18 protein-coding genes are annotated in these 21,858 nt (G+C 42.1%); 3 read left to right on the top strand and 15 right to left on the bottom strand.

Annotated features, from left to right (window positions below; all coding sequences use genetic code 11):
* Positions 1–34 precede the first annotated feature (34 nt).
* From WC743_RS22540 to WC743_RS22525, 4 genes are all read right to left on the bottom strand, one after another.
* Positions 35–1,012, bottom strand: coding sequence for an IS110 family transposase (locus WC743_RS22540; protein ID WP_373015817.1), 978 nt, complete (start codon positions 1,010–1,012; stop codon positions 35–37).
* 411 nt (positions 1,013–1,423) lie between these two features.
* A complete protein-coding gene (locus tag WC743_RS22535; protein WP_373015816.1) occupies positions 1,424–2,059 on the bottom strand; it encodes a hypothetical protein in 636 nt (211 codons plus the stop codon).
* 109 nt (positions 2,060–2,168) lie between these two features.
* The gene (locus WC743_RS22530; RefSeq protein WP_373015815.1) at positions 2,169–2,447 is read right to left on the bottom strand and encodes a NifU family protein; all 279 of its coding nucleotides are present in this window, start codon (positions 2,445–2,447) and stop codon (positions 2,169–2,171) included.
* 25 nt (positions 2,448–2,472) lie between these two features.
* Positions 2,473–3,561 (bottom strand): Mrp/NBP35 family ATP-binding protein, encoded by a 1,089-nt coding sequence (locus WC743_RS22525; protein ID WP_373015814.1) that lies wholly within the window; start codon positions 3,559–3,561, stop codon positions 2,473–2,475.
* Between the two features lie 122 nt (positions 3,562–3,683).
* Between WC743_RS22525 and WC743_RS22520 the strand changes: the two genes are divergently transcribed.
* Positions 3,684–5,939 (top strand): transglycosylase domain-containing protein, encoded by a 2,256-nt coding sequence (locus tag WC743_RS22520; RefSeq protein WP_373015813.1) that lies wholly within the window; start codon positions 3,684–3,686, stop codon positions 5,937–5,939.
* A 236-nt stretch (positions 5,940–6,175) separates the two neighbouring features.
* Positions 6,176–6,541 carry a PleD family two-component system response regulator gene (locus WC743_RS22515; protein ID WP_373015812.1) on the top strand — a complete coding sequence of 122 codons (366 nt, stop codon included), beginning with the start codon at positions 6,176–6,178 and terminating at the stop codon, positions 6,539–6,541.
* A gap of 96 nt (positions 6,542–6,637) precedes the next feature.
* On the opposite strand, the gene WC743_RS22510 is transcribed toward WC743_RS22515, so the two are convergent.
* Together WC743_RS22510 and WC743_RS22505 are read right to left on the bottom strand one after the other, a co-directional pair.
* Positions 6,638–8,749 (bottom strand): M56 family metallopeptidase, encoded by a 2,112-nt coding sequence (locus tag WC743_RS22510; RefSeq protein WP_373015811.1) that lies wholly within the window; start codon positions 8,747–8,749, stop codon positions 6,638–6,640.
* Entirely contained in the window at positions 8,746–9,108 is a 363-nt protein-coding gene (locus WC743_RS22505) for a BlaI/MecI/CopY family transcriptional regulator (protein WP_373015810.1), read from the bottom strand. Before WC743_RS22505 ends, WC743_RS22510 begins: the two co-directional genes overlap by 4 nt.
* A gap of 93 nt (positions 9,109–9,201) precedes the next feature.
* Here WC743_RS22505 and WC743_RS22500 point away from each other — a divergent pair, with 93 nt between their 5' ends.
* Positions 9,202–9,360, top strand: coding sequence for a hypothetical protein (locus WC743_RS22500; protein ID WP_373015809.1), 159 nt, complete (start codon positions 9,202–9,204; stop codon positions 9,358–9,360).
* A gap of 71 nt (positions 9,361–9,431) precedes the next feature.
* On the opposite strand, the gene ligD is transcribed toward WC743_RS22500, so the two are convergent.
* The 9 genes from ligD to WC743_RS22455 all read right to left on the bottom strand — a co-directional run.
* Positions 9,432–12,167 (bottom strand): DNA ligase D, encoded by a 2,736-nt coding sequence (gene ligD, locus WC743_RS22495; RefSeq protein WP_373015808.1) that lies wholly within the window; start codon positions 12,165–12,167, stop codon positions 9,432–9,434.
* A 99-nt stretch (positions 12,168–12,266) separates the two neighbouring features.
* Positions 12,267–12,662, bottom strand: a complete 396-nt coding sequence (locus WC743_RS22490; protein WP_373015807.1) for a VOC family protein — start codon at positions 12,660–12,662, stop codon at positions 12,267–12,269.
* 33 nt (positions 12,663–12,695) lie between these two features.
* Entirely contained in the window at positions 12,696–13,142 is a 447-nt protein-coding gene (locus WC743_RS22485; protein ID WP_373015806.1) for a nuclear transport factor 2 family protein, read from the bottom strand.
* Positions 13,143–13,288: 146 nt separating this feature from the next.
* Positions 13,289–14,479 (bottom strand): threonine synthase, encoded by a 1,191-nt coding sequence (locus WC743_RS22480; protein WP_373015805.1) that lies wholly within the window; start codon positions 14,477–14,479, stop codon positions 13,289–13,291.
* A gap of 64 nt (positions 14,480–14,543) precedes the next feature.
* Entirely contained in the window at positions 14,544–16,169 is a 1,626-nt protein-coding gene (locus tag WC743_RS22475; protein WP_373015804.1) for a M28 family peptidase, read from the bottom strand.
* Positions 16,170–16,351: 182 nt separating this feature from the next.
* Positions 16,352–18,544: a PQQ-binding-like beta-propeller repeat protein gene (locus WC743_RS22470; protein WP_373015803.1), complete on the bottom strand. Its 2,193-nt coding sequence runs from the start codon at positions 18,542–18,544 to the stop codon at positions 16,352–16,354.
* A 25-nt stretch (positions 18,545–18,569) separates the two neighbouring features.
* Complete coding sequence (locus WC743_RS22465; protein ID WP_373015802.1) at positions 18,570–19,709, bottom strand: bile acid:sodium symporter family protein; 1,140 nt, start codon at positions 19,707–19,709, stop codon at positions 18,570–18,572.
* A 42-nt stretch (positions 19,710–19,751) separates the two neighbouring features.
* Positions 19,752–20,687, bottom strand: coding sequence for an RraA family protein (locus WC743_RS22460; RefSeq protein ID WP_373015800.1), 936 nt, complete (start codon positions 20,685–20,687; stop codon positions 19,752–19,754).
* A 17-nt stretch (positions 20,688–20,704) separates the two neighbouring features.
* Positions 20,705–21,858: mannonate dehydratase (locus WC743_RS22455; RefSeq protein WP_373015799.1), on the bottom strand; the 1,154-nt coding region annotated here is incomplete at its 5' end.

The following is a 21,858-nucleotide window of genomic DNA, read 5'->3' as shown; positions in this document are numbered from 1 at the left end:
AGAGGTGCTGAAATAAATTCAGCATGAACTGTGTTTAAAAGCAAATAATATTTGAATAATTTTCATTGTATTTTGTTTGTTGTTTAGCGATGGCAAAGGCTTGTTCTAATAGTTTATTGGCAACGGCTATTAAAGCCAGTTTCTTTGCTTTACCTTTTGATAACAGGCGCTGATAAAGTTCCCGACAGGCTTTGTTACACCTGGATGCGCTCCATGAACATACATACAGTGTTGCTCTTATCCGTGACATACCCATCTTGCAGATCCTGGCCTTGCCCTTAACACTGCTGCCTGATTCAAATATCCTTGGACAGATGCCGATATAAGAACTCAGTTTTCTATAATCATCAAACCGGGTAAATCCTCCACTCAGAACGGTTAACATCATCGCCGTTTTCCTGCCTACTCCCGGTATGCTTTCCAGATCAGCCAGCATATCTGAATAATGTACCTTTGCGATCTGCTCCATTTGTTTTTTTAACTTCTTGATCAGTTTGGCTTTATGGAGCAACTCTCCGCTGATCTCTTTTCTCAATTCCTTTATCAGCATACCGCTGCTATTAAAGCTTTCCAACTGGTTGCTTAGAGCCGTGTGCTCCGTTTGCAACCTTGTCATCAAAGCCTCTATTTGCTGTAAGGTAAGGACATGCTGCTCCGGCCTTTGCCATAAAACAGGCTGTTCCATTCTGCCATACTCAGCGATTATTTTTGCATCTTTCTTATCTGTCTTTGCACGCGACATCCGCATCTGGCTAAAACGACGAATAACTAATGGGTTAATAACACTTACTGCTAAACCTTCATCACGAAGAAAACAGGCCAGCTGAAGATAATAAGGTCCGGATGCTTCCATTACCACCCGGCTACCCAAAGGCAGCGCCTTTAATAAAGCTTTAAAACCATTCCGGTCATTGCTGAACTTGTGATAAATGTAATGGCCTGCCTGAAGGAACGCTACATCAAAGAACGATTTTGAAATGTCAATGCCTGTGTAATTTGTCTGAGTTTGCATAACTTTGTTTAAGAGATAATAAAAAGTAGAAGAAATCTTGCTTAACGGCTTATCAATCCTACATTCAGGCTCTCTTGGCCTAATGAACTGTTCAAGCTCGAAAGCAAAGGGGTAAAGGGATTAGCATGCTGAACGGCTTCCTACAGCCAATGACAAAGCTTAATCTTTTCTCTTTACCCTTTTTCTTCTCCAATAAAATTATTCTTATTCCTGTTGTAAACAACCTCTATGCAAACATAGGATGACATATTTGGTTATATGGGTCCTGCTGAGCTTGTCGAAGCATAGCGAGGTGGGCCTTTGCGCACGTCCTTCGACAAGCTCAGGATGACCCCGGCAAATGTCATTTCCCCTTCAGATGCCAAACGGATTTTTAAATTCAGCATGACGCGATACAATAAATAAAAACAACTAATTCGAAGTTCCCCGGCTCTTATCGCCATCAGCAATTTGCTTGATGAGGCTGCCCCATGCTAATGGGTTCAATAGCGGGTTGGTAATGGAGTGCGAATTTACAATGTTGTTATGAAACTGGTTAGCATTGGCAGATTGTATTTCATGCCCATCTCTTGCCAAAGTATTTTGTGAAGCAAACAATGCTGCTCTGCTTATATTTTTCCGGGCTATTTCAAGGTCATCATCCGCTAACTTTGCCGATACAAAGTCTTTTCTGAACTCATCTGTAGTAGCCCAGGGGAACAAACGCACAACCGGTAAATTGTTGATCTGCGGCTTTATCATTATCCGCGCGGTATAGCTTTTACTGGTAACATTGGCTGGTATAACAACGGTTACCGGCGCATAACCAACAGCGGTAAAGCGTAGGGTATCCTGCTCATGCACTACAAAAGAAAAATAGCCTTTGTAATTGGCTGAGTTAACAGTCCCTTTATTATTAAGATTAGTAATGTTTACAAAAGGAACTATCACATTGGTGCTATCGGCATTATATACCACGCCGGTAAATTGCACCAGCGGGCTTTCCTTTTTTTGTGCAAAAACGGAGAGTGATGCAAATAAAAACAATATGCCTATTAACTTTTTCATTAATTAAACCCGTAGTGATACTACTTGCGCCGTTTAATTTTGTTTTAAACAAGCTCACAAAAATACATTATTGAAATAACTCAATATGTAATTTAACAAATCTTAACAACTATCTTAAATTCTCAGGAAGCACGGCATTGGGGTCATCAATATCCGTTAGGTTTATTGCTTCAATACCCATAATTTCCGGTACTGCTTTTAATATAGCTTGTTCAATGCCTGCTTTAAGCGTCATGATACTCATGGGGCAAGAGCCGCATGAACCCAATAGCTTTAACCTAACTATTTTTTCAGGCGTAATTTCTTCTACAGAAACGTTTCCGCCATCTGCCTCTAAATAAGGGCGAATGGTATCTAACGCTGCTTCTACCTGATCTGTTAAACTCATTTTATTCAATTATATAGTAAAGTTATTAATTATTTACCACATTTCTATTATCTGCCACTTCTGCATTGCTTATAGAAACCTGTTGAGCTACCCGCCTGGCCATTTCCATAAAAGCCGAATTCATTACCCCGTTTTCTTCAAGTACAATTGGCCTGCCCGCATCTCCCGAGTCGCTAATACCCTTTATTAACGGTATTTCTCCTAAAAATGGTACATCAAGCGTTTGTGCAAGTTTGTGGCCGCCGCCTTGTCCAAATATGTAATATTTATTGTCGGGCAGCTCTGCAGGGGTGAAGTATGACATGTTCTCAACTATACCCAATATCGGCACATTAATAGCATTCATCATAAACATGCCTATACCCTTTTTAGCATCGGCCAGGGCTACTTTTTGCGGCGTGGTTACAATTACCGCCCCCGTAACCGGGAAACTTTGCGTAACGGTAATATGTATATCGCCTGTACCGGGAGGCAAGTCTACCACCAGGTAATCCAGTTCGCCCCAGTCGGCATCATTAAACAATTGCTTTACCGCTGTTGATACCATTGGCCCGCGCCACGGCACCGGTTGGTTAGGATCTGTAAAGAAACCTATTGACAATAATTTGATGCCATATTTCTCAATTGGTTCAATGCGGGTTTTACCATCAACCTGGCTGGCTTTTGGGCGTTCGCCCTCTAACCCAAACATAATTGGGATGGACGGACCATAAATATCAGCATCTATCAACCCAACCTTGGCGCCCGTTTTTGAAAGCGCCAGCGCCAGGTTTACTGATACTGTAGACTTACCAACCCCACCTTTGCCCGATGCTACTGCAATTATATTTTTAACGCCCGGCACGCCGGTGTTTTTTTGCGATGTAACCCTCGATGTCATATTAACCGTAACCTCAATCTCTTTGCTTATGAAGTGGCCAATGGCATTACGGCAGGCATTCTCAATCAGCGCCTTTAACGGGCATGCAGGGGTAGTTAATACTACCGAGAAGCTTAATTTATTGCCGCTTATTTGTACGTCCTGTATCATGTTTAGGGTTACCAGGTCTTTTTTAAGATCCGGTTCTTCCACATTGCTCAGGGCTTGTAATACTTGTTCTTTAGTGATATCCATATTTATTTCATCGCAAAAATACGAAAACAGGTAGCTGCTTGCGTTTGTTAAGAAAACAATTTGCTGCAACCATCCGTTTGCACCACATCATATTTAGTTTAGTTTTGGAGTAAATTTCAGAAATGCGCCGTATCAACCCCAAATATATTCGTATTGCAGGTATAACTGCCGCTATCATTGTAGTCATTGTGTTAATAGGCGGCTATATTGCCTATTCAAAACGCGAAACACTACTGCAAAAAGCTATTTACAAAGCTAAAGCAAAAGCAAAAAGGGATTATAATTTAGATGTAAAAATAGGTTCGGCACATTTTACCGGCCTAAGCAGCGTTGCATTTTCAGATATATCCGTTGTTCCTTACCAGCGCGACAGCCTGTTTTCGGTTAAAAAGTTTAATGTTAGCGTAAAGATCTTCCCATTGATTTTTGGGACCATTAAATTAGCTGACGTTACCCTGCAAAACGGGCACCTGAATTTAACCAGTGTTAAAGGGGTTAAAAATTTCGATTTTCTGTTCAAAAAGAAAAAAGACACCACACAAACCAGCAGTAAGGTTGATTTGTCTGAACTATCCAATAATCTTATCAACGAGGTATTATACAAGATCCCTGATAACCTTTCATTAACAAACTTTTTAATAAGCTTTAGAGATGATAGTACACGTTTAAACATGCTGGCCCAATCGGCCATTATTAAAAGCGGCAACCTGGCATCAACTATTAAAGTAGATGATGGCGCCGCGCAATCTACCTGGCATTTTGATGGTAAAATGCACCCATCAGATAAGAATATAGACGTTCGCCTGTATGCCGATGGTAAAAAGGTGGAGTTACCTATCCTCCAAAAAAAGTTTAAGGTTATACTGAATTTTGACACGCTTACCACCAGACTTACCAGGGTTACAAATGGTCACGGTGAAACTAAAATATACAGTTACTTATCTGTACGTAACTTGCTGGTGAACCACCCGGGGCTTTCAACAACTGATATTATTATACCATCCGGGGCCATTGATGCTAATTTTTTTGTGGGCGAAAATTATCTTTCGCTTGATAGTTCATCTGTTATCCATCTAAAAAAAATAACCGCAAACCCATATATAAAATACACGCTTAAGCCTGTTAAGATATATGAACTAAAGGTGCACACCGGCTGGCTTAACGCGCAAGACATTTTTGACTCATTCCCTACCGGAATGTTTGAATCATTAGATGGTATACAGGTTGCGGGTAAATTGAGCTATAATCTTAACCTGTTTTATAATTCGTCACAATTAAACGACCTGCAATTTGATTCCCGGTTGGATAAAGACAATTTCCGCATTATTAAATATGGCAAAACCGACCTGAGTAAGCTAAACAGCACATTCGTTTATACACCCTATGAAAGAGGCAAGCCAATGCCACCACATACTATAGGGCCTAAAAACCCTGATTTTGTTCCCCTGGAAAATATATCTCCCAACCTTCGTAACGCGGTTATGACTGCCGAGGACCCCTCTTTTTATACCAACAGGGGCTTTGTGGAAGAATCTATCAGGAAATCTATTATTACAGATATTAAGGACAAAAAATTTAAACGCGGCGGCAGCACCATATCCATGCAGCTGGTAAAAAACGCTTTTTTGAGCCGCAACAAAACTTTATCGCGCAAGATAGAGGAGATATTGATTGTATGGCTGATAGAGAACAACCGTATTATGAGCAAGAACCGCATGCTGGAGGTTTACTTTAACATTATTGAATGGGGCCGCGGTATATATGGTGTTGGTGAAGCAGCAAGATATTACTTTGGCAAAGAACCGTCTGATCTAAGCATTGGGGAGGCTATTTTCCTGGCAAGCATTGTGCCTAATCCAAAGGCCGGAATTTATGCGTTTCAGGCGGACGGCAGTTTGCGGCCCGGGTTGCACGGTTATTTTAACCTGATAGGCCGTTTAATGGCCGGTAAGGGCTTAACCCCGCGCGATACGAGTGCATATGGGTTTTATGAAGTGCGATTGAGAGAGGGGCTGCGCAGGCAAATTGCGCCTATAGATACCGCCACGGCCGATAGCTTGATGCTACAACCAGACGATGAAGGAATGGGTGTGGCGCCGATATTTGAAGAGCCTAAACGCCCTAACTTTTTAGAACGCTTATTTGGCAAAAGAGATACTACTCCTGCCGCTAAAGCCGAAGAAAAGGTGAAAGAAACTAATGACATGATCAAACAGCGGATAAAACAGGAAATATCTGCCTTAAAAGAAGACTATAAGCGCCGTGTTGACAATGTGGATACCGCCGGTAAAACTAAAAAGGAAATAAAAGACGAGAAAAAACGGCTTAAACAAGAGGGTAAGGATAAAGAGAAAGAGCTGAAGGCTAAGATGCCATAATTATAATTTATTTAAACCTCAGAAGGCACAAAGATTGATCGGTATCAATATCTTGTGCCTTTTTTGCGTAGCTACTCTTTAGTAAGCACTTAAAGCACCCTGAAAAAAGTTTCAATGCGCGCTTTGCTTTCTCTTTGACTGCCCTCATGTGAGATCAAACAACATTTTAATATACTATCTGAACTAAAAACCAAAAACGGCACGAGCTTTGCATAACTTATTGAAATACAATAGTTATGCCTAAGAAGATATTAATAGTTGACGATAACGACCTCATAGTTGAGGTGATGAGTTATATACTTGTCAATTGCGGCTATGATGTATCTACACTAAGCAGCGGAGAAGAAGTTATTAACCAGGTGAACATTACCCACCCCGATCTGGTTATACTTGATGCCATACTTCCGGGTATGGATGGCCGAGACATTTGCAAAATATTAAAGCTGAATAAAACTACTCACGATATGCCGATAATTATGTGCTCCTCATATGATGAAATTGGCAAATCACTCAACCAAACGGGTGCCCCTGATGATTTTTTAAGTAAGCCATTTGATATGACTACCCTGCTTGATAAGGTTGAGCACCAGTTGGCCGCATGACCATGGCCTGCAATAGTTACCAACAACATAATTCACTAAATAGAAGCGGGCTCCTTTTACAAGGAGCCCGCTTTATTATGCCTGATTAAAACCTTATTAAAACGCGCTCTTCAAGGTGATGTACTTATTTATATCTAACGACTTAAAGCCTTTTCCTTTCATTTCGGTGATATACTCGGGCGTTACACCAACCGCCTTTAATGAGGTAGCCTGGTCTAAGGTAATATCATCAAAACCAATAGCTTTAAATCCTTTTATAAACTCGGGCGTAACGCCTAATGCTTTTAGTCCGCTTGCTTTATCAATACTGATGTCTTTAAACCCTGCATTTTTAAATCCATTTAAATATGCAGGCGTAATGCCTAACGCTTTTAAAGATACCAGGTCCTGCTTTGGAATACTGTAGCCTGCATCTTTAAAGCTCTGAATAAATTCGGGCGTTACACCAACTGCTTTCATGCCAATTAAGTCGTCACTGCTCAGGTTGCTATAGCCTGCTTTTTTTAATCCGTTAACATATGCATCATCAACACTCAAAGCTTTAAAAGCTATCATATTATCTTCGGTGTCATCATTGTTCTTATTTGCACCACCCTTTTTTTGAGCTACAGCACCACCTCTTGCTTTTTTAAAGTTAGCAATGTACTGGCCACCTATCCCCTGCGCCTTAAAGCTTACCAGTTTTTCAAAAGAAACTTTTGGATAACCCGCTTTACGGATCTCACTGATAAATGCACCGTTAATGCCCATTGCCTTGCCGGTAATAAGCTCTTGCAAGGTTATATTAGGGAACCCGTTCTGTTTTAACGATTTAATATACGGTTCATCAACCTTAAGCGCTTTTGTAGCTACCAGATCGTCCTTAGAAATATTCTTATAGCCGTTGTTATGCAGCATATTTACATATGCTCTGTTTAAATTGATCGCAAAAAACGCCAGAGGGTCGTACTTGGCTATATTAGTAATTCCCTGGCTTTTCAGATAGGTGTTAAATTGGGGGTTAGCTACAAATTTATATTTGCCCTTGCCTGTATTGCCATCAAACCTCCCGGTAAAAAACATGGTACCGGCTTCCCTTGTCAGTTTAAACTCGCCGGTTTGTCCCTTAGGCAGGGCAGATAATTCACTTAACAGGAAGTTTTCGCCCATACTCGTATTGCTGCTGTTATCTTCGCTTGTCAGTTTTAAATCGATATAATTACCTTTAATTGTTCCTGTCCAGTTACCTTCATTTCTGTTATCATCGCCATTATCACTGTTTATAGTGCTAACCGATTGGCTAAGTGCTGCCACAGGCTGGTTAAGCGCACATACCAGGAAACCCATTAAAGGCACCATGAAAAAGTATTTCCACATGGTATGGATATTTGATTTTTTTGCGTTCATCATAACTATTCGTTTTTTTAAGAGTGATTGATTATAGTTGGTTGTAATACGTAATGATAAATGTGGTACAGAAACTTTTAACAGGCTTAACTGGTATGTTTCGCGTTCTACATCTTTATTGTTAAGCACTTCGCTATCTGTCAGGAACTCCAGATTATTCTCTACCTCCTTGCGGTAAAGCCAGGCAAATGGATTAAACCATTGAAACACCAAAACCAGTTCGGCCAGTAACAGATCAAAGCTGTGTCCCTGTTTAATATGGATCTTTTCATGAAGCAGTATCTGGCTATAAGTATCCCAGTCATACTTTGCCGGGTTAATAAAAATGTAATTGCCAAATGAGCAGGGTGCTTTATCGCCGTCGAGCTCTACAATACGGAACTGGCCATCCCGGATATATGGGTTCTTGTAAGCCTGGCGTACGAGCACAATTACCTGCAACAAAAAGTTTAACCCAAAGGCTGCAACGCCGCACCAGTAAAAATAGAATGCCCACTTGATCAGGCGGTCGGTTAACGGAATCTGCGGTTCGTTGGTTTTAACCAAAGCACTTACTGCCGGCACAGCGGTTTTTACATCTGCCTGCGGCGAAACCTTAAGCTTGTTTAAATCAAGTTTTGTAGCACCCACCGAAAGCGGCTCGCTGTTCCTCATTGCCCATTGCTGCGGTACACGAATTAGCGGCAGAACAAATACTAGCGCTAAACAAGCAAGCAAAACCATGCGGTTTAGCTGGTAAAATGTTTCTTTTTGCAGTAACAGCTTGTAAAACAACCAGCACACGGTCATTAATAAAGCAACATGCAATACATATGGTATCATTTTTTTGAGGTTTTAATCATGTTTAATATCTCTTCCAACTCCCGCTCTGATATTTTTTGTTCTTTTGCGAAAAAAGCCAGCATGCTGGGATACGAATCATCAAAATACTGGCTTACTATATCTTTCATGGCGTGCTTCTGATATTCTTCCCTCGAAATTTTGGGGTAGTAATTATAAATGTTGCCCATCGTCTCGTGACCTAAAAAGCCTTTCTCCTCCAGTATCTTAACCATAGTTGCTACTGAGTTATAATGCGGCTTGGGTTCGGGCATTTCCGGGATGATCTCTTTGATGAAAGCTTTTTCCAGTTTCCAAAACACCTGCATTATTTGTTCTTCGCGCTTAGCCAGTTTTTGCATAAAAATTAATTATTAAACAAGTTTACTACTAATCAATTAGTATTACAACTAATCGATTAGTATTTCATTTAAAACAGTAGTAAGTATTTGATTATGAGACCGATAATTTTCTTTGCTAATTTTCTATCACAGGAGAATGATATTTGCCGGGTCATCCTGAGCTTGTCGAAGGACGTGCGCAAAGGCCCTCTCGCAGTGTGGTTCGACAAGCTTACCATGACAAGACAAGCTCAGCATGACCCATATAACTAAATAGCTAACCGTTTGAAGCATCTGTTCGCTAATAGATCCTTCGCTCTCGCTCAGGATGACAAGTTCTCTTTTTATTTGAAAATACTCTGCGCTTTTTTAATGGTTTTTTCCAGGTCAATCCCTTTATTTAATACCCCTTTAAACAGGTCACCTTCCTTTTTGAGGCGCGCAATGGAATTATTAATGGTGAAATGTTTCATAGTCAAACCAGCCTTTACCTCATCCCAATGCAGCGGCATAGAAACAGTCGCGCCTGGTTTTGGCCTCAGCGAATATGGCCCTGCAATAGTTGCCCCCGGGCGGTTCTGTAAAAAGTCGAGATACATTTTACCGTCGCGATTTTTGACCATCCTTTCAAGCGTGGTATACTCCGGAATTTGCTGATGAACGATGTTTACTACTAACCTGGCAAACATTTGCGACTGGTCATAATCGTATTTAGCGCCAAGAGGGATATAAATATGCATCCCCGTTGAGCCGGATGTTTTACAAAAAGCCGGCACATCAACAGCATCCAATACTTTCTTTACCTCAAGCGCTGCCGATATTACCTGATCGAACGTGTTTTTATCGGGGTCGAGGTCAATTACACAATAGTCGGGGTTATCCGGAGATTGCACCCGGCTAAACCAGGGGTTCATCTCAATGCAACCCAAAGAAGCCATCCACAAAAGGGTTGCTTCGTCATGCCCCACTAAATAATCCTTATCCTCACCATCGTTTGTAGTGTATGGGAACGTTTTCACCCAATCTGGTGATTTGCCTTTAACGTCCTTTTGGTAAAAGCTTGGGCCATGTATCCCGTTAGGGAAACGGTTTAATGATTGCGGGCGATCTTTTAAATAAGGCAAAATATACTCTGCCACCTGGTAATAATAGTTGAACATGTCCCGCTTGGTAATGCCATCTTCGGGCCAGTAAACTTTACTGAGGTGGGTAAACTTCAGGTCGTGCCCGCAGATTTTTTTTACCTGGGTTTCTTCTTTGGGGTTAAGCAGCGTTCGCTTGGCCGATTCTTTTGGAGCGTTCACCAATTTATGTTTAGTAGGTTCTTCTTCCGTATGCTTTTCTACTTCTTCAACAATTTCAGTTGTATCGGCTTCCGTTTCCCGGACTACTTCTTTAGCTTTTTTATCTATCCGCATTCCCTCAAATGATGGGTGGCGGAATACGCCATCGCTGGTTACCTCGGCAAAGCTTACTTCGCAAACCAGTTCGGGCTTTAGCCAGGTTGCTTTTGCTTTTGGCGGATTTGGACGGAACCTTGATGGTTTATTAACATCCGGCTCGCTGGTGAACGGCACTTTATCAATTATCAACGGCTTAAACAATGCCATCATTTCTTTTTGCAGCTTGTCAGAAAAACCCGTACCAACCTTGCCTACATATTGAAACCGGCCATCCTCAAAAACACCTAATAAAAGCGAACTGAATTGCTTGGCAGTTCCTTCATTTTTGGTGTAGCCTCCAATAACTACTTCCTGCCTTTTATTGATCTTTATTTTAAGCCACTCTTTTGAGCGGTTATTTGATACGTATATACTACTCGCCTTTTTAGCCATTATACCTTCAAGCCCTATCTTACCGGCGGCTTCAAAAAATTCCATTCCGTTAGCTTTAAATACCTGGCTCAGGCGCACTCTGTCGTCATCAGTTGGCAAAACTTCTTTTAATATGGCCTGGCGCTCTATCAATGGCAAACCCATCAGGTCTTTGCCATCGTACCATAAAATATCAAAAACGTATAGCACCAATCGGCCATCTGCCTCGCTGCGCCAGTTTTGCAGCGCCCCAAAATTAGATACGCCTTTATCCGTTAGCACCAGTATTTCGCCATCAATCACGGCGTTAATTTTCCAGCTTTCAAGTAGTTCTTTAATCGGGTAATATTTCTCGTTAAAATCTTTGTTATTCCTCGACAGCAACTGCACATCGCCATTATTTATAAATCCCAAAGTGCGATAACCATCCCATTTCACTTCGTAAACCCAGTCCGGGTCATCAAATGGTTCATTTACCAGGGTAGCCAGCATGGGTTTTATACCGGTTGGGATTGCCCCTTTGGGCGCTTTTTTCAATATAGTTGCCGCATCTAACTGGTTATCATCTCCGGCGTCACCGGCCATATCGGCTATTTCTTCAGCTGGTTCATGAAGTGTTTTTTTTGAGGATTTTTTAGGCTCTCCCTTTTCTACATCTTCTTCATGACCATTCTGCCAAACTTTCTCGCCGGTTTTCTCCATCTTTTCGATGGTTTTGCCGGAGAGTACGGATTTATCCTTTTTGGTAATATCCGCAGCAGATGCAAAATCGTCTTTATGTTTAATGAGCAGCCATCCGTTGTCGCCCATGCCCTGGGTTTTTACAAGAGCGTATTCACCCTGCAGTTTTTCACCATGGAGTTTTATTTTAAGTGAGCCTTCTTTTAATTGCTTTAACAAGTGCTTTTCCTGTGCCTTCTTGCCTTTTATTTCTTCTATTGGCTCATATGTTCCTTCATCCCAAACTATGACGGTTCCGCCACCGTATTCTCCCTGCGGGATAATGCCCTCAAAATTTCGATAATCAAACGGATGGTCTTCTACCATCATGGCCAACCGTTTATTTTTAGGATCGGTTGATGGGCCCTTGGGTACGGCCCAGCTTTTTAATACGCCTTCCATCTCCAACCTAAAATCATAATGCAGGCGCGATGCATCGTGCTTTTGCACCACAAACATCAGCTTATCGTTATCCTTGCTTTTTCCTGCTTTGGGTTCGGCGGTTTTTGTAAAATCCCGCTTCCCGGCATATTTCTCCAGGCTCATAGTGGTAAATGTTAGTTGTAAATTAACATATGGCCTGTAATATGGTTTTACAAAACCGAGCCGCATAATGGCTATACGGCTCGGTTTTAATTATTTATCTTACTCTGAACCCAGCTCAAGAACAGATAAGATATTCCCTGCCGGATCTTTAAACCAGGCAATTTTTGGCCCGCCACTGCGGTTTATATTATCATCATCTGTTTTCAGGTATTCGCTGTCATAGCTTTCAAACTTTACCCCTTTGGCCTTTAGTCCTTTTACGGTTTCCTCAATATTTGTCACCGGGAAATTTAGAATAGTAAAGGTGGCTGGTTCATGGTTGGGTTTTGGGTACACCATTATGTTATTACTATTCCCGTTTATATGAATGGTTAACAACCCACCCATTTCTTCCATCTTATCTATCTGTAGGCCAAGTGTTTCTTCATAAAACTGTTTGGCTTTGTCGATATCATTTACCGAAAATCCGCTGAATGCTTTTGATTCTTTTAACATGATATTAAATTTATATGGTTTGTATTGGGTTAATTATGGTTGCAGGTCAAAGATCACCTTGCCGGTTTCCATATCTATCGGGTCTGAAATATGCTCATGGGTAATGAGCCATTTACCGCCGATATTTTTGTAAAAATTAGTAGCACGGTACCACATATCCATCTCTTCGCCCCGGATGCTTACACCTTTGGTTCGGGTAAGGCAATGGCTATGGGCCAAATCGCCGCAACCGTCAATTTCTACATCGGCTACTTCCTGGTTAATATGGCCTTTGTAATTAGCAAACCAACTTTGCAGGCGCTTTTTTATGGTATTAACGCCTACGCTTCTTAAAGGTGGAGCTAAATCAAACGAAACAACATTGGGCGCGTAATGATCCAACACCCCCTGCTCATTCTTTTCATAGATAGCTTGTATCTTACTGTTTATTGATGCTAAAATTTCCTGCTTATCTACCTGTTCGCATTCTGCAATTTTCATAATTGTTCCTCCGGTTCAATTTGGTGATTAATGTTATGCTGATATACAGATACAAAAATGCAGCCAATAAATTGATAATGAAGGGTGTAAACACGACGGGTTAAGGGGCGTATCGCGCCATTACAAACAGATAGATAGAGGGTTGTTTAGATGTCGATATTCTCCAGGTACTTATACCCGCTGCCTGTATTGATCATCAGCACCTGTTCTCCCGGCTGTATCCATTGCAATGCTTTTAGTTTCTTATACGCCTGCCAAAGCGCGGCCCCTTCAGGAGCTATAAGCATGCCTTCGTTACGGGCTATTTCTTTTATGGCAGCGCTCATTTCGTTATCGCTTATGGTTAAAGCCGCGCCTTTACTATCGCGAAGCACTTTAAGAATTATTTTATCGGCATAAGGCTTAGGCACACGCAAACCGTTGGCAATAGTAAAACCACCGTCGGCAAATTCAGAATTATGATGACCGCCATTAAAAGCGGTAACAATGCCATTGCAACTTTCAGATTGTACGGCTACCATTCTTGGGCGTTTGCTGCCTATCCAGCCTAATTGCTCCAATTCGTCAAATGCTTTCCAAATGCCAATTAAGCCTGTGCCGCCACCGGTGGGGTATAATATCACATCGGGTAGTTGCCAGTTAAACTGTTCGGCAATTTCAAAGCCAAGTGTTTTTTTGCCTTCCAGGCGATAAGGTTCTTTCAGCGTAGAGATCTGGAACCAGTTGTTCGCTATCGCATGTTCATTTACCAGTTTGCCGCAGTCGCTGATGTTTCCGTCTATCTCCACCAGTTCAGCACCATATAAACGGCATTCATCTTTAAAAATTTGAGGGGTTAGCTTAGGCATGTAAACAATGGCTTTGATACCGGCACGTGCCGCATAGGCCGCCAAGGCTCCCCCCGCATTTCCGGCGGTTGGTGTTGCTATTGCTTGTATCCCTATTTCTTTAGCCTTTGATACTGCCGCGCTTATTCCGCGGGCTTTGAATGAGCCTGTTGGGTTGCCGGATTCATCCTTCCAGAAAACTTCATTGCCTTCTGCGAATTGCTTCAGGTTTTCCAGCGGGATTATTGGCGTTAAACCCTCACCAAGGGTAACAATATTTTTAATGTGGATAACCGGCAGCAATTCATGGTAACGCCACATGTTCGCCGGCCTATCTTTCAGAATGGACTTATCCAGGTATTGAGTAAGATCATAATTAGCAAACAAAGTACTTTTGCAGGCATCATTTAAACAAACCGTATTACTTACGGCCGCATCATATTCCGCGCCGCATTCCGGGCATTTTAAATTGATCAATAATGATCCTCTCTCTAACTCAATATTATTCATTATAGCTTTGTGCTTACCCAATTAATACGATGAAAATTTACTTCGGTTGTGTTGTTTTCCCTATTTATTTTGTTTCGAATATATCGCCTTTATTCCAGGTGGGCCTTGCAGTATCTTGTGCAACAAGGTAACCTATTAAAAAGTTTAGCTGCGCATACTTCTTACCCGCTTCAAAGTCAAACATTCCGTTAATGTCATCCTGTGGCTTATGGTAGTACTTTGCGCGCCATGGGCCTACAATATCATTCAGGTTGTTTTTACCATCGGCGGTTTTGCTGCCATATTTTATGTGTAAGGCCGGTATACCCTGCACAACAAAGCTATACTGATCGCTGCGGGTAAAGCGTGCCTGCGCGGGTTCCGGATCGGGCTCAACAGCCAAATCAAAATATCCTGCAGCCTGGGCAACCTGGTTGGCTAAAGACGAATGTTCGGCCCCTAAGGCGGTAACGGATAATAAAGGCGCTATAATAGTAGGCATATCGGTATTAACATCGGCCACTAAGCTTTTACCCGGCACGGTTGGGTGCTTGGCAAAATAGCCCGAGCCCAGGTCGCCCAGCTCCTCACCTGTCATCAGCACAAACAATATGGAACGTTTTGGTTTAACTTTAATACCGCTGTATATTTTGGCTATACTTATTACACTTGCCACGCCCGATGCATTGTCATGGGCGCCGTTGTAAATAGAATCACCCTGCACCGGCATGCCAATACCCAAATGATCAAGATGGGCGCTATGTACAACATATTCTTTTTTTAACTTACTATCAGATCCGTCTACTTTGCCAACAACATTATAGCTTAAAATATCCTGATAAGTTGAACTGTAACCAATATTTACACCACCATTTATTGCAAATGAAGTGGGTTGCCCGGCCTTAAGCTTCGCCGGAATTTGTTGTAAATCTTGTCCTGATTGCCTCACCAATGCATTAAACAGCGAATAGCTCAATGCGCCATAAACGCTAAGCTCTTTAGAGTAGTAAGTGCGGGATATTGATACATCGCCTTTATCATCCATTATACTGTAAACACCACGACTTACATTTCCCATACGCGCGGTAGAATCTGCATTGCCGATCATTACACCTACAGCGCCGTGTTCTGCAGCCACTTTTAAAATTTGCGTAGAGTTCATAACATGAGCGGCTACTGATGAAGAAAATTTTTGTGGCGAACCGCGCATTACTATTACAATTTTACCTTTTACATCCATACCGGCATAATCGTCATAGCCCAGTGCTGGCTCACTAATACCGTATCCGGCAAAAACCAACCCGGCAGAAAGTTTAACAGTATCAACCACAGGGTTCGGATAAATAACGAAACTGCGGGGTGGCGCTGCAATACTTGTTGGGCCGGTTATAGCAAGTGCGGAATTTTTTATAAACGCTTTACGAAGCCTTACTTTTTGCAGCCAGGTACCATTTTCTCCGGCGGGTTTAACATTCACGGCTTTAAGCTGGGCTATCACATAATCAACCGCCATTTGGTAACCTTCGCTGCCAGGCGCCCGGCCTTTTAATTTATCATCGGCAAGGTAAGTGATATCAGCTTTGATTTTATCGGCACTAACCTCGCTTAAAGCCTGTTTAACTTCCGGACTTAATTGCACCTGCTGTGCAAAAACGGATTTGCCCAGTAATGCAAAAGGAACGATCAATAACGACTTGCAAATTTTTATCATGATATTATGGCTTAGTGAGGCAATGTATTAACTACGCCATTCATCAACAAGTTTTTAGCGATAATGTTACCTATGATGATGATCTTTAGTTAAAATCAACAAATTGCCTATTTAAGCCATATGTACAAATGGGTTGTAGCATGCTGTCATATTTTACCCACCTTTATTGTTTGCCTTACTGCTTAAGGCAGCGCGAATGCAATAAATGATCCGCCTGGCTTTAAATTATACCTTGTACCACCCGCGGCTATTACCACATACTGCTTGCCATCAATAGCATACGTAATAGGAGTTGCAAAACCACCGGCAGGCAATTTATGTTGCCATATAATCTTTCCGTTATCCTTATCAAAAGCACGTATCATTTCATCTTCGGTAGCGGCAATAAATACCAGGCCACCTGCTGTAACAACCATACCGCCATGGTTTTCTGTACCGGTTGGCTTGATCCCTTTACGGGTTAATTTTTCATGTTCGCCCAGAGGTACTTTCCACACATATTCACCGGTATTTAAATTGATAGCATTTAATGTACCCCATGGTGGTTTTATAGCGGGATAACCGCCTGGGCCCCTGAATTGTAAGAACCCGTTACTAACATACGGAGATTCATAAGGGAACTTTGTCTCTGTTCCTTGCCCGGCATTTTTGCCATTCCGGGCCATTGTTGGCTCCGGAACATTGTGCGGTGCGCTGGATGCCGAAGTTTTAGTATCGGTATTTAATAGAAACTTAATGATGTTGTTGCGGTCCCGGTAAGAAACATGCCTGAATGAAGGCATGCGTCCGTTTCCTGATGCAATGATATTTTCAATTTTATCCTTACTCAATTTTTTACCGATGTTAAGCAAGCTTGGATAGTCCGCGCCACCGCCTTTGCGATCGGCACCGTGGCAAACAGCGCAATTCTTAATGAACAAGGCCTTCCCTTTAGAGGAGGCATTATTGTTGTACTCGGCCAGGTCCATCATTTTAAGGTCCCATGGCATATTATTACCATTAACATATAAAATGCCATCAGGGTCTGTAGCCTGGCCTCCCCACTCTGCTCCCCCGCCTATGCCAAACACAATAGTTCCTTGTTTGCTTGGCGGCATAAACTTGTTTCCACGGCGAGTAGTCAGATAGCGGTTGAGGGCAAACTGATGATCCTCCGGAGTTAGATCGGTTAAGTCTTTTTCTGTAATATATTGCGTTGAAAATGGCGCCGGTTTGCTGGGATAAGGCTGTGTAGGCCATGGCTGCTCTCCCTTCAGTGTGCTATCTGTTGGCACGGGTTTTTCAGTAACAGGGAATAGTGGTTTGCCGCTATCACGATCAAGCACATAAACGAGCCCGTCTTTTCCGGATACGGCCACAGCATCAACACTTTTACCATTATGTTTAACCGTTAGCAGGTTAGGGGGCGCGGGGATATCCCTATCCCATAAATCGTGATGGATGGTTTGAAAATGCCATTTACGCTTACCCGTTTCGGCATCCAGCGCAAGTACACAATTTGCAAACAGATTAGTACCGGGACGCGTGGCACCATAATAATCAACAGAGGGCGATCCTGTACCTAAATAGACTGTTCCCCGTTTCTCATCAAGCGTAAGACCAGACCAGTTATTAGCGCCTCCCATATATTTATAAGCACCCGGCGGCCAGGTATCATACCCATATTCGCCCGGTAATGGGATGGTATGAAAAACCCATTTTAATTTACCCGTAACCACATCAAATGCCCGGACCGGACCAGGGGCTGCATCGCCGCTCTCAGTAGCCATAGTGCCCATGATATATATGTTTTTATAAACAACACCGGGGGTAGTTTGGGTAACATATTGCTGATGGACATCATGATCTAACCCTTCTCCAAGACCGGTATAAAGGTCTACTTTACCATGGTCGCCAAAGCCATCAATCAGCTTACCTGTTAATGCATCCAACGCATAAATAAATTTGCCGGCTGTATATATGATCCGTTTATCATTCCCGCTTTCCCAATAGGTAACCCCTCTGCTGGGATGATACATAGGGTCTGCATTTTTAAAGGGATCAAACCGCCATATCTCTTTACCGCTTTTCGCCTCTACAGCAAACGCTTTTAGCCGGGGAGAAACACCATACAAAATACCATTTACCACTATAGGCTGGCATTGCATGTTAACCGGCCTTTTGGTTGTATCCTTATTATCGCCGGTTTCATAAACCCAGGCAACTTTTAACTGGTTAACGTTGCTTTTGTTAATTTGATCAAGGGGCGAATACCGGCTGCCAAAATTGTTCCCGCCATATTTAGGCCAGTCGGTGTTTTTTATCTCCTCCTTATGATTATTGCATCCATAACAAAACCATGCGCACAAAGCGATCATTGATATAACAGGTTTCATGCATCTAAATGGTTAGGTATGGTATTTAGTTTGGAGCAATTACTTCTGCCTGATGACCGATTGCTGTACTGTTATTATCGTCTTTATTCACAGGGGGCCTTCTGTGCCACCAGGAGGCCAGTATTGATCCGGTTACGTTCATTAACGGGCCAAATACAGCCGGAGCCAGGCCAACGGTAGCCATTTTACCCATCTCTTTAGCTAAACCAGATGCTAAACCGCCGTTTTGCATTCCTACTTCAATAGCAATAGTCCGGCAATCGCGCTCGCTCATCTTAAATAACCTGCCAGACCAATAGCCCAAAAAGTAGCCGGATAAATTGTGTATCAAAACCAATAATATCAAAGCGGGGCCAATGGTTAACAAACTATTACGACCGGCAGCGGTGATAATTACAATAATGAATGCAATACCCACCATTGATACCAGCGGCATAGCTTTATCAAGCCATTTGGCTTTACCCGTTAAAAACTTATTGAACAACAAGCCCGCTGTTATAGGAATTATCACCATTTTAATAATATCCCACATCATACTAAGTATATCTATCTGTACAAAAGCACCGGCTAAAACCTTCATTAAAACAGGCGTCATTAATGGCGCTATTAATGTTGATATAGCTGTAATAGTTATGGAAAGCGCGAGGTTGGCTTTTGCCAGATATGAAATAACATTAGATGCCATACCATTAGGCGAACAACCTATCAGGATAATACCGGCAGCAATTTCTGGCGGGAAGCCACTTAGGCTTGCTAATGTATACCCAACCAACGGCATTATTAAAAAGTGACTAAACACACCAATAAACACCCCTTTTGGCATTTTAACAACCCCAACAAAGTCATGAAAGCTCATGGATGTACCCATCCCAAACATTATGATTTGAATAAGCGGGGTAATAAGTTTTGCAAACTTAAACCCATTAAGTTCTAAAAAATGCTGCGGATAGTATAATGCGGTAGTTACAGCTGCAAAAATAGATATGGTGTATACAAAGCCCTTTAGCAGCTCGTTCCCGCGGAACGATATTGCCAGTGCTGCGAAAAAAGCAATAAACAATGGGCCTGCATGAGCGATATTACCGCTTATAATCATAGCAAGGCAACCTATTAAACATACAATAGCAATTACCATTGCAATTTTATATACGGTAATACTTTTCATTTCATCAATTATAATTGGATGGGTATGATAAATTCCTTTAGGTTAGTAATTGCGCTCTTTTAAATAATCATCCAGCTCTTTTTTTGTCATTGGTAGTTTACCGGGATAATGGTTAATCCAATTCAAGAAATCTTTTTTGATGTCATCTGTCCACTTGCTATCAATTTGCCCTGCTAAGTATTTCTTTTCGCGCAGGCGCTGATGTCCAAATTCATCTCTCAGCTTAGTTACTTCTGATGTTAAAACCAGATCTTCAACCAGGTAAGCAGGAATAAAAACAACGCCATATTTTTTAGCCAAAACGATATCACCAGGCAATACAGTGGCCCGGCCAACACGTATTGGGGCATTTATAGTAGTAAGCATCATTTGTTTGATGTAGGAAGGGTCGCTTGCTTTAATCCAGCCGTTAAAACCTTTTATTTCGCTTAAGCCTTCTACATCACGTACTGAGCCGTAAAAGATAACCCCTCTGCGCGACTTGGCATATATAGAGTTACCCAGGTTATCGCCAATAAGGGTACCGTCAGCAACTTTGCCATAACCATCGGCTACGTAAACATCGCCATCAGTTAAAATATCTATCGGCCATGAATTTGTGCCGCCTTGTTGCCCGCGTCCTTCTGCTTTACCCTGCTCTTGCACCACCGTGATCAGATCCGGGCGCGATGGCATATATTGTGCCGTTACAACACGGCCAACCATAGCGCTATCCTGGTTAATGATCATCCAATCACCTTCAAACTGATTAGCATAACCTTTGTTGGATAATACACCCCAGGCTTCTTCTAACGAAATGCTCTTAAGACGAGCTAATATAGCATCTGATACTTTTGGCCGCCCATCGGCAAAGCGTTCGCCTTTCCATTGTGCGGTTAAAGCTTTAATGTACTCTGGAGATGAACCCACCCTTTGCGCATTGGCAAATAAGCTGCCCATCATTAATGCGGCAATAAATGCAATTCTTTTATTCATCATAAATTGGTTTTTAGGTTTTATGCCTTGGTTTTGTTTCTTACTACAGCATCCATTAGTCCTCTAATATAGCCTATTGCGTATAAAATACCTATAGTACTGTACCCCGGAAATGAATTGCTATCGCCGGCCATAGTAGGTACGTGATCCGGGCGTAACGGCCCTTTAAACCCAATATCATAATAGGCTTCCATAGCTTTATACATATCAATTTGCCCTTCATCATGGAAAGTTTCTTCAAACTTGAACTTGCCGCCCCGCACGTTTCTGAAGTGTACAAAATGGATCTTTTCTTTACCGAAATGGTGTACCGTTTTTGGTATATCAACCCCCATTAAAGAGAAATTTCCCTGGCACATGGTAATACCATTATTAGGACTTGGATATAACTTTAACATCCTGTCGAAATTGGGTACGGTGGTCATGATGCGTGATATGCCTTTAATGCTATCAACCTGCGGGTCGTCCGGGTGCATTGCAAGTTTAATACCTGCCTTTTCGGCTTCTGGCACTACAGCTTTTAAGAAATACTCCAGGTTTTTCCATAAAGTTTCTTTTGAAACTTCACCGTATTTAGTTAAGGGTGCATTCTTTATATCCTCATAATCAAATGCGGTAACTAAAGCACCACCTCTGCCCGGCTTATCCATACTGGTGCGAAACCAGCTAACAACCGGCATCCAGTTATAGCAAATGGTATCAATCCCCGCTTTCGACAAGTTCTTCATGAAGGTGATAAAGTTGGCTATCTCTTCATCACGGCCTTCTAAACCTAATTTGGTTTTTTCGCCCAATGCAGGCGGGCCTTCAATTACCCGCAACTTTAAACCTACTTTGTCCCAGGCATCTACAGTAGCCTTTATAGCATCATAATCCCAAGGTTTAGCATTGGGGCCAATTAGCTTGGTATTTATACCGCCAACAGCACCCAACACATCCATTTGTTTGGTTAAAGCTATTTTACGCTCTTCCATACCGGCAAAGTATGCTTCGCACATTTGCATACCGGCATCACGTGCATAGGCAGCCTGTGCTTTAGCTTCCAGCGTTTTTTGATGAACCACATCACGTACATCTGCAGCCGAAACAATAGTTCCGCCTACAGATAGAGCTGCCGCCAGTGAAGCACTCTTTTTAATAAAATCCCTTCGATTCTCATTCATAACTTTCGTTT

Source organism: Mucilaginibacter sp. (assembly GCF_041660805.1).
GTDB lineage: Bacteria > Bacteroidota > Bacteroidia > Sphingobacteriales > Sphingobacteriaceae > Mucilaginibacter.
The sequence above is the reverse complement of the archived record's forward strand: the minus strand, read 5'-3'. Positions and strand labels throughout refer to the sequence as shown.

What these genes read in the sequence shown, in the direction of transcription:
- WC743_RS22540 (WP_373015817.1), bottom strand. Translation starts at nt 1,012, where the DNA reads ATGCAAACTCAGACAAATTACACAGGCATTGACATTTCAAAATCGTTC.
- WC743_RS22535 (WP_373015816.1), bottom strand. Translation starts at nt 2,059, where the DNA reads ATGAAAAAGTTAATAGGCATATTGTTTTTATTTGCATCACTCTCCGTT.
- WC743_RS22530 (WP_373015815.1), bottom strand. Translation starts at nt 2,447, where the DNA reads ATGAGTTTAACAGATCAGGTAGAAGCAGCGTTAGATACCATTCGCCCT.
- WC743_RS22525 (WP_373015814.1), bottom strand. Translation starts at nt 3,561, where the DNA reads ATGGATATCACTAAAGAACAAGTATTACAAGCCCTGAGCAATGTGGAA.
- WC743_RS22520 (WP_373015813.1), top strand. Translation starts at nt 3,684, where the DNA reads ATGCGCCGTATCAACCCCAAATATATTCGTATTGCAGGTATAACTGCC.
- WC743_RS22515 (WP_373015812.1), top strand. Translation starts at nt 6,176, where the DNA reads ATGCCTAAGAAGATATTAATAGTTGACGATAACGACCTCATAGTTGAG.
- WC743_RS22510 (WP_373015811.1), bottom strand. Translation starts at nt 8,749, where the DNA reads ATGATACCATATGTATTGCATGTTGCTTTATTAATGACCGTGTGCTGG.
- WC743_RS22505 (WP_373015810.1), bottom strand. Translation starts at nt 9,108, where the DNA reads ATGCAAAAACTGGCTAAGCGCGAAGAACAAATAATGCAGGTGTTTTGG.
- WC743_RS22500 (WP_373015809.1), top strand. Translation starts at nt 9,202, where the DNA reads ATGAGACCGATAATTTTCTTTGCTAATTTTCTATCACAGGAGAATGAT.
- ligD (WP_373015808.1), bottom strand. Translation starts at nt 12,167, where the DNA reads ATGAGCCTGGAGAAATATGCCGGGAAGCGGGATTTTACAAAAACCGCC.
- WC743_RS22490 (WP_373015807.1), bottom strand. Translation starts at nt 12,662, where the DNA reads ATGTTAAAAGAATCAAAAGCATTCAGCGGATTTTCGGTAAATGATATC.
- WC743_RS22485 (WP_373015806.1), bottom strand. Translation starts at nt 13,142, where the DNA reads ATGAAAATTGCAGAATGCGAACAGGTAGATAAGCAGGAAATTTTAGCA.
- WC743_RS22480 (WP_373015805.1), bottom strand. Translation starts at nt 14,479, where the DNA reads ATGAATAATATTGAGTTAGAGAGAGGATCATTATTGATCAATTTAAAA.
- WC743_RS22475 (WP_373015804.1), bottom strand. Translation starts at nt 16,169, where the DNA reads ATGATAAAAATTTGCAAGTCGTTATTGATCGTTCCTTTTGCATTACTG.
- WC743_RS22470 (WP_373015803.1), bottom strand. Translation starts at nt 18,544, where the DNA reads ATGAAACCTGTTATATCAATGATCGCTTTGTGCGCATGGTTTTGTTAT.
- WC743_RS22465 (WP_373015802.1), bottom strand. Translation starts at nt 19,709, where the DNA reads ATGAAAAGTATTACCGTATATAAAATTGCAATGGTAATTGCTATTGTA.
- WC743_RS22460 (WP_373015800.1), bottom strand. Translation starts at nt 20,687, where the DNA reads ATGATGAATAAAAGAATTGCATTTATTGCCGCATTAATGATGGGCAGC.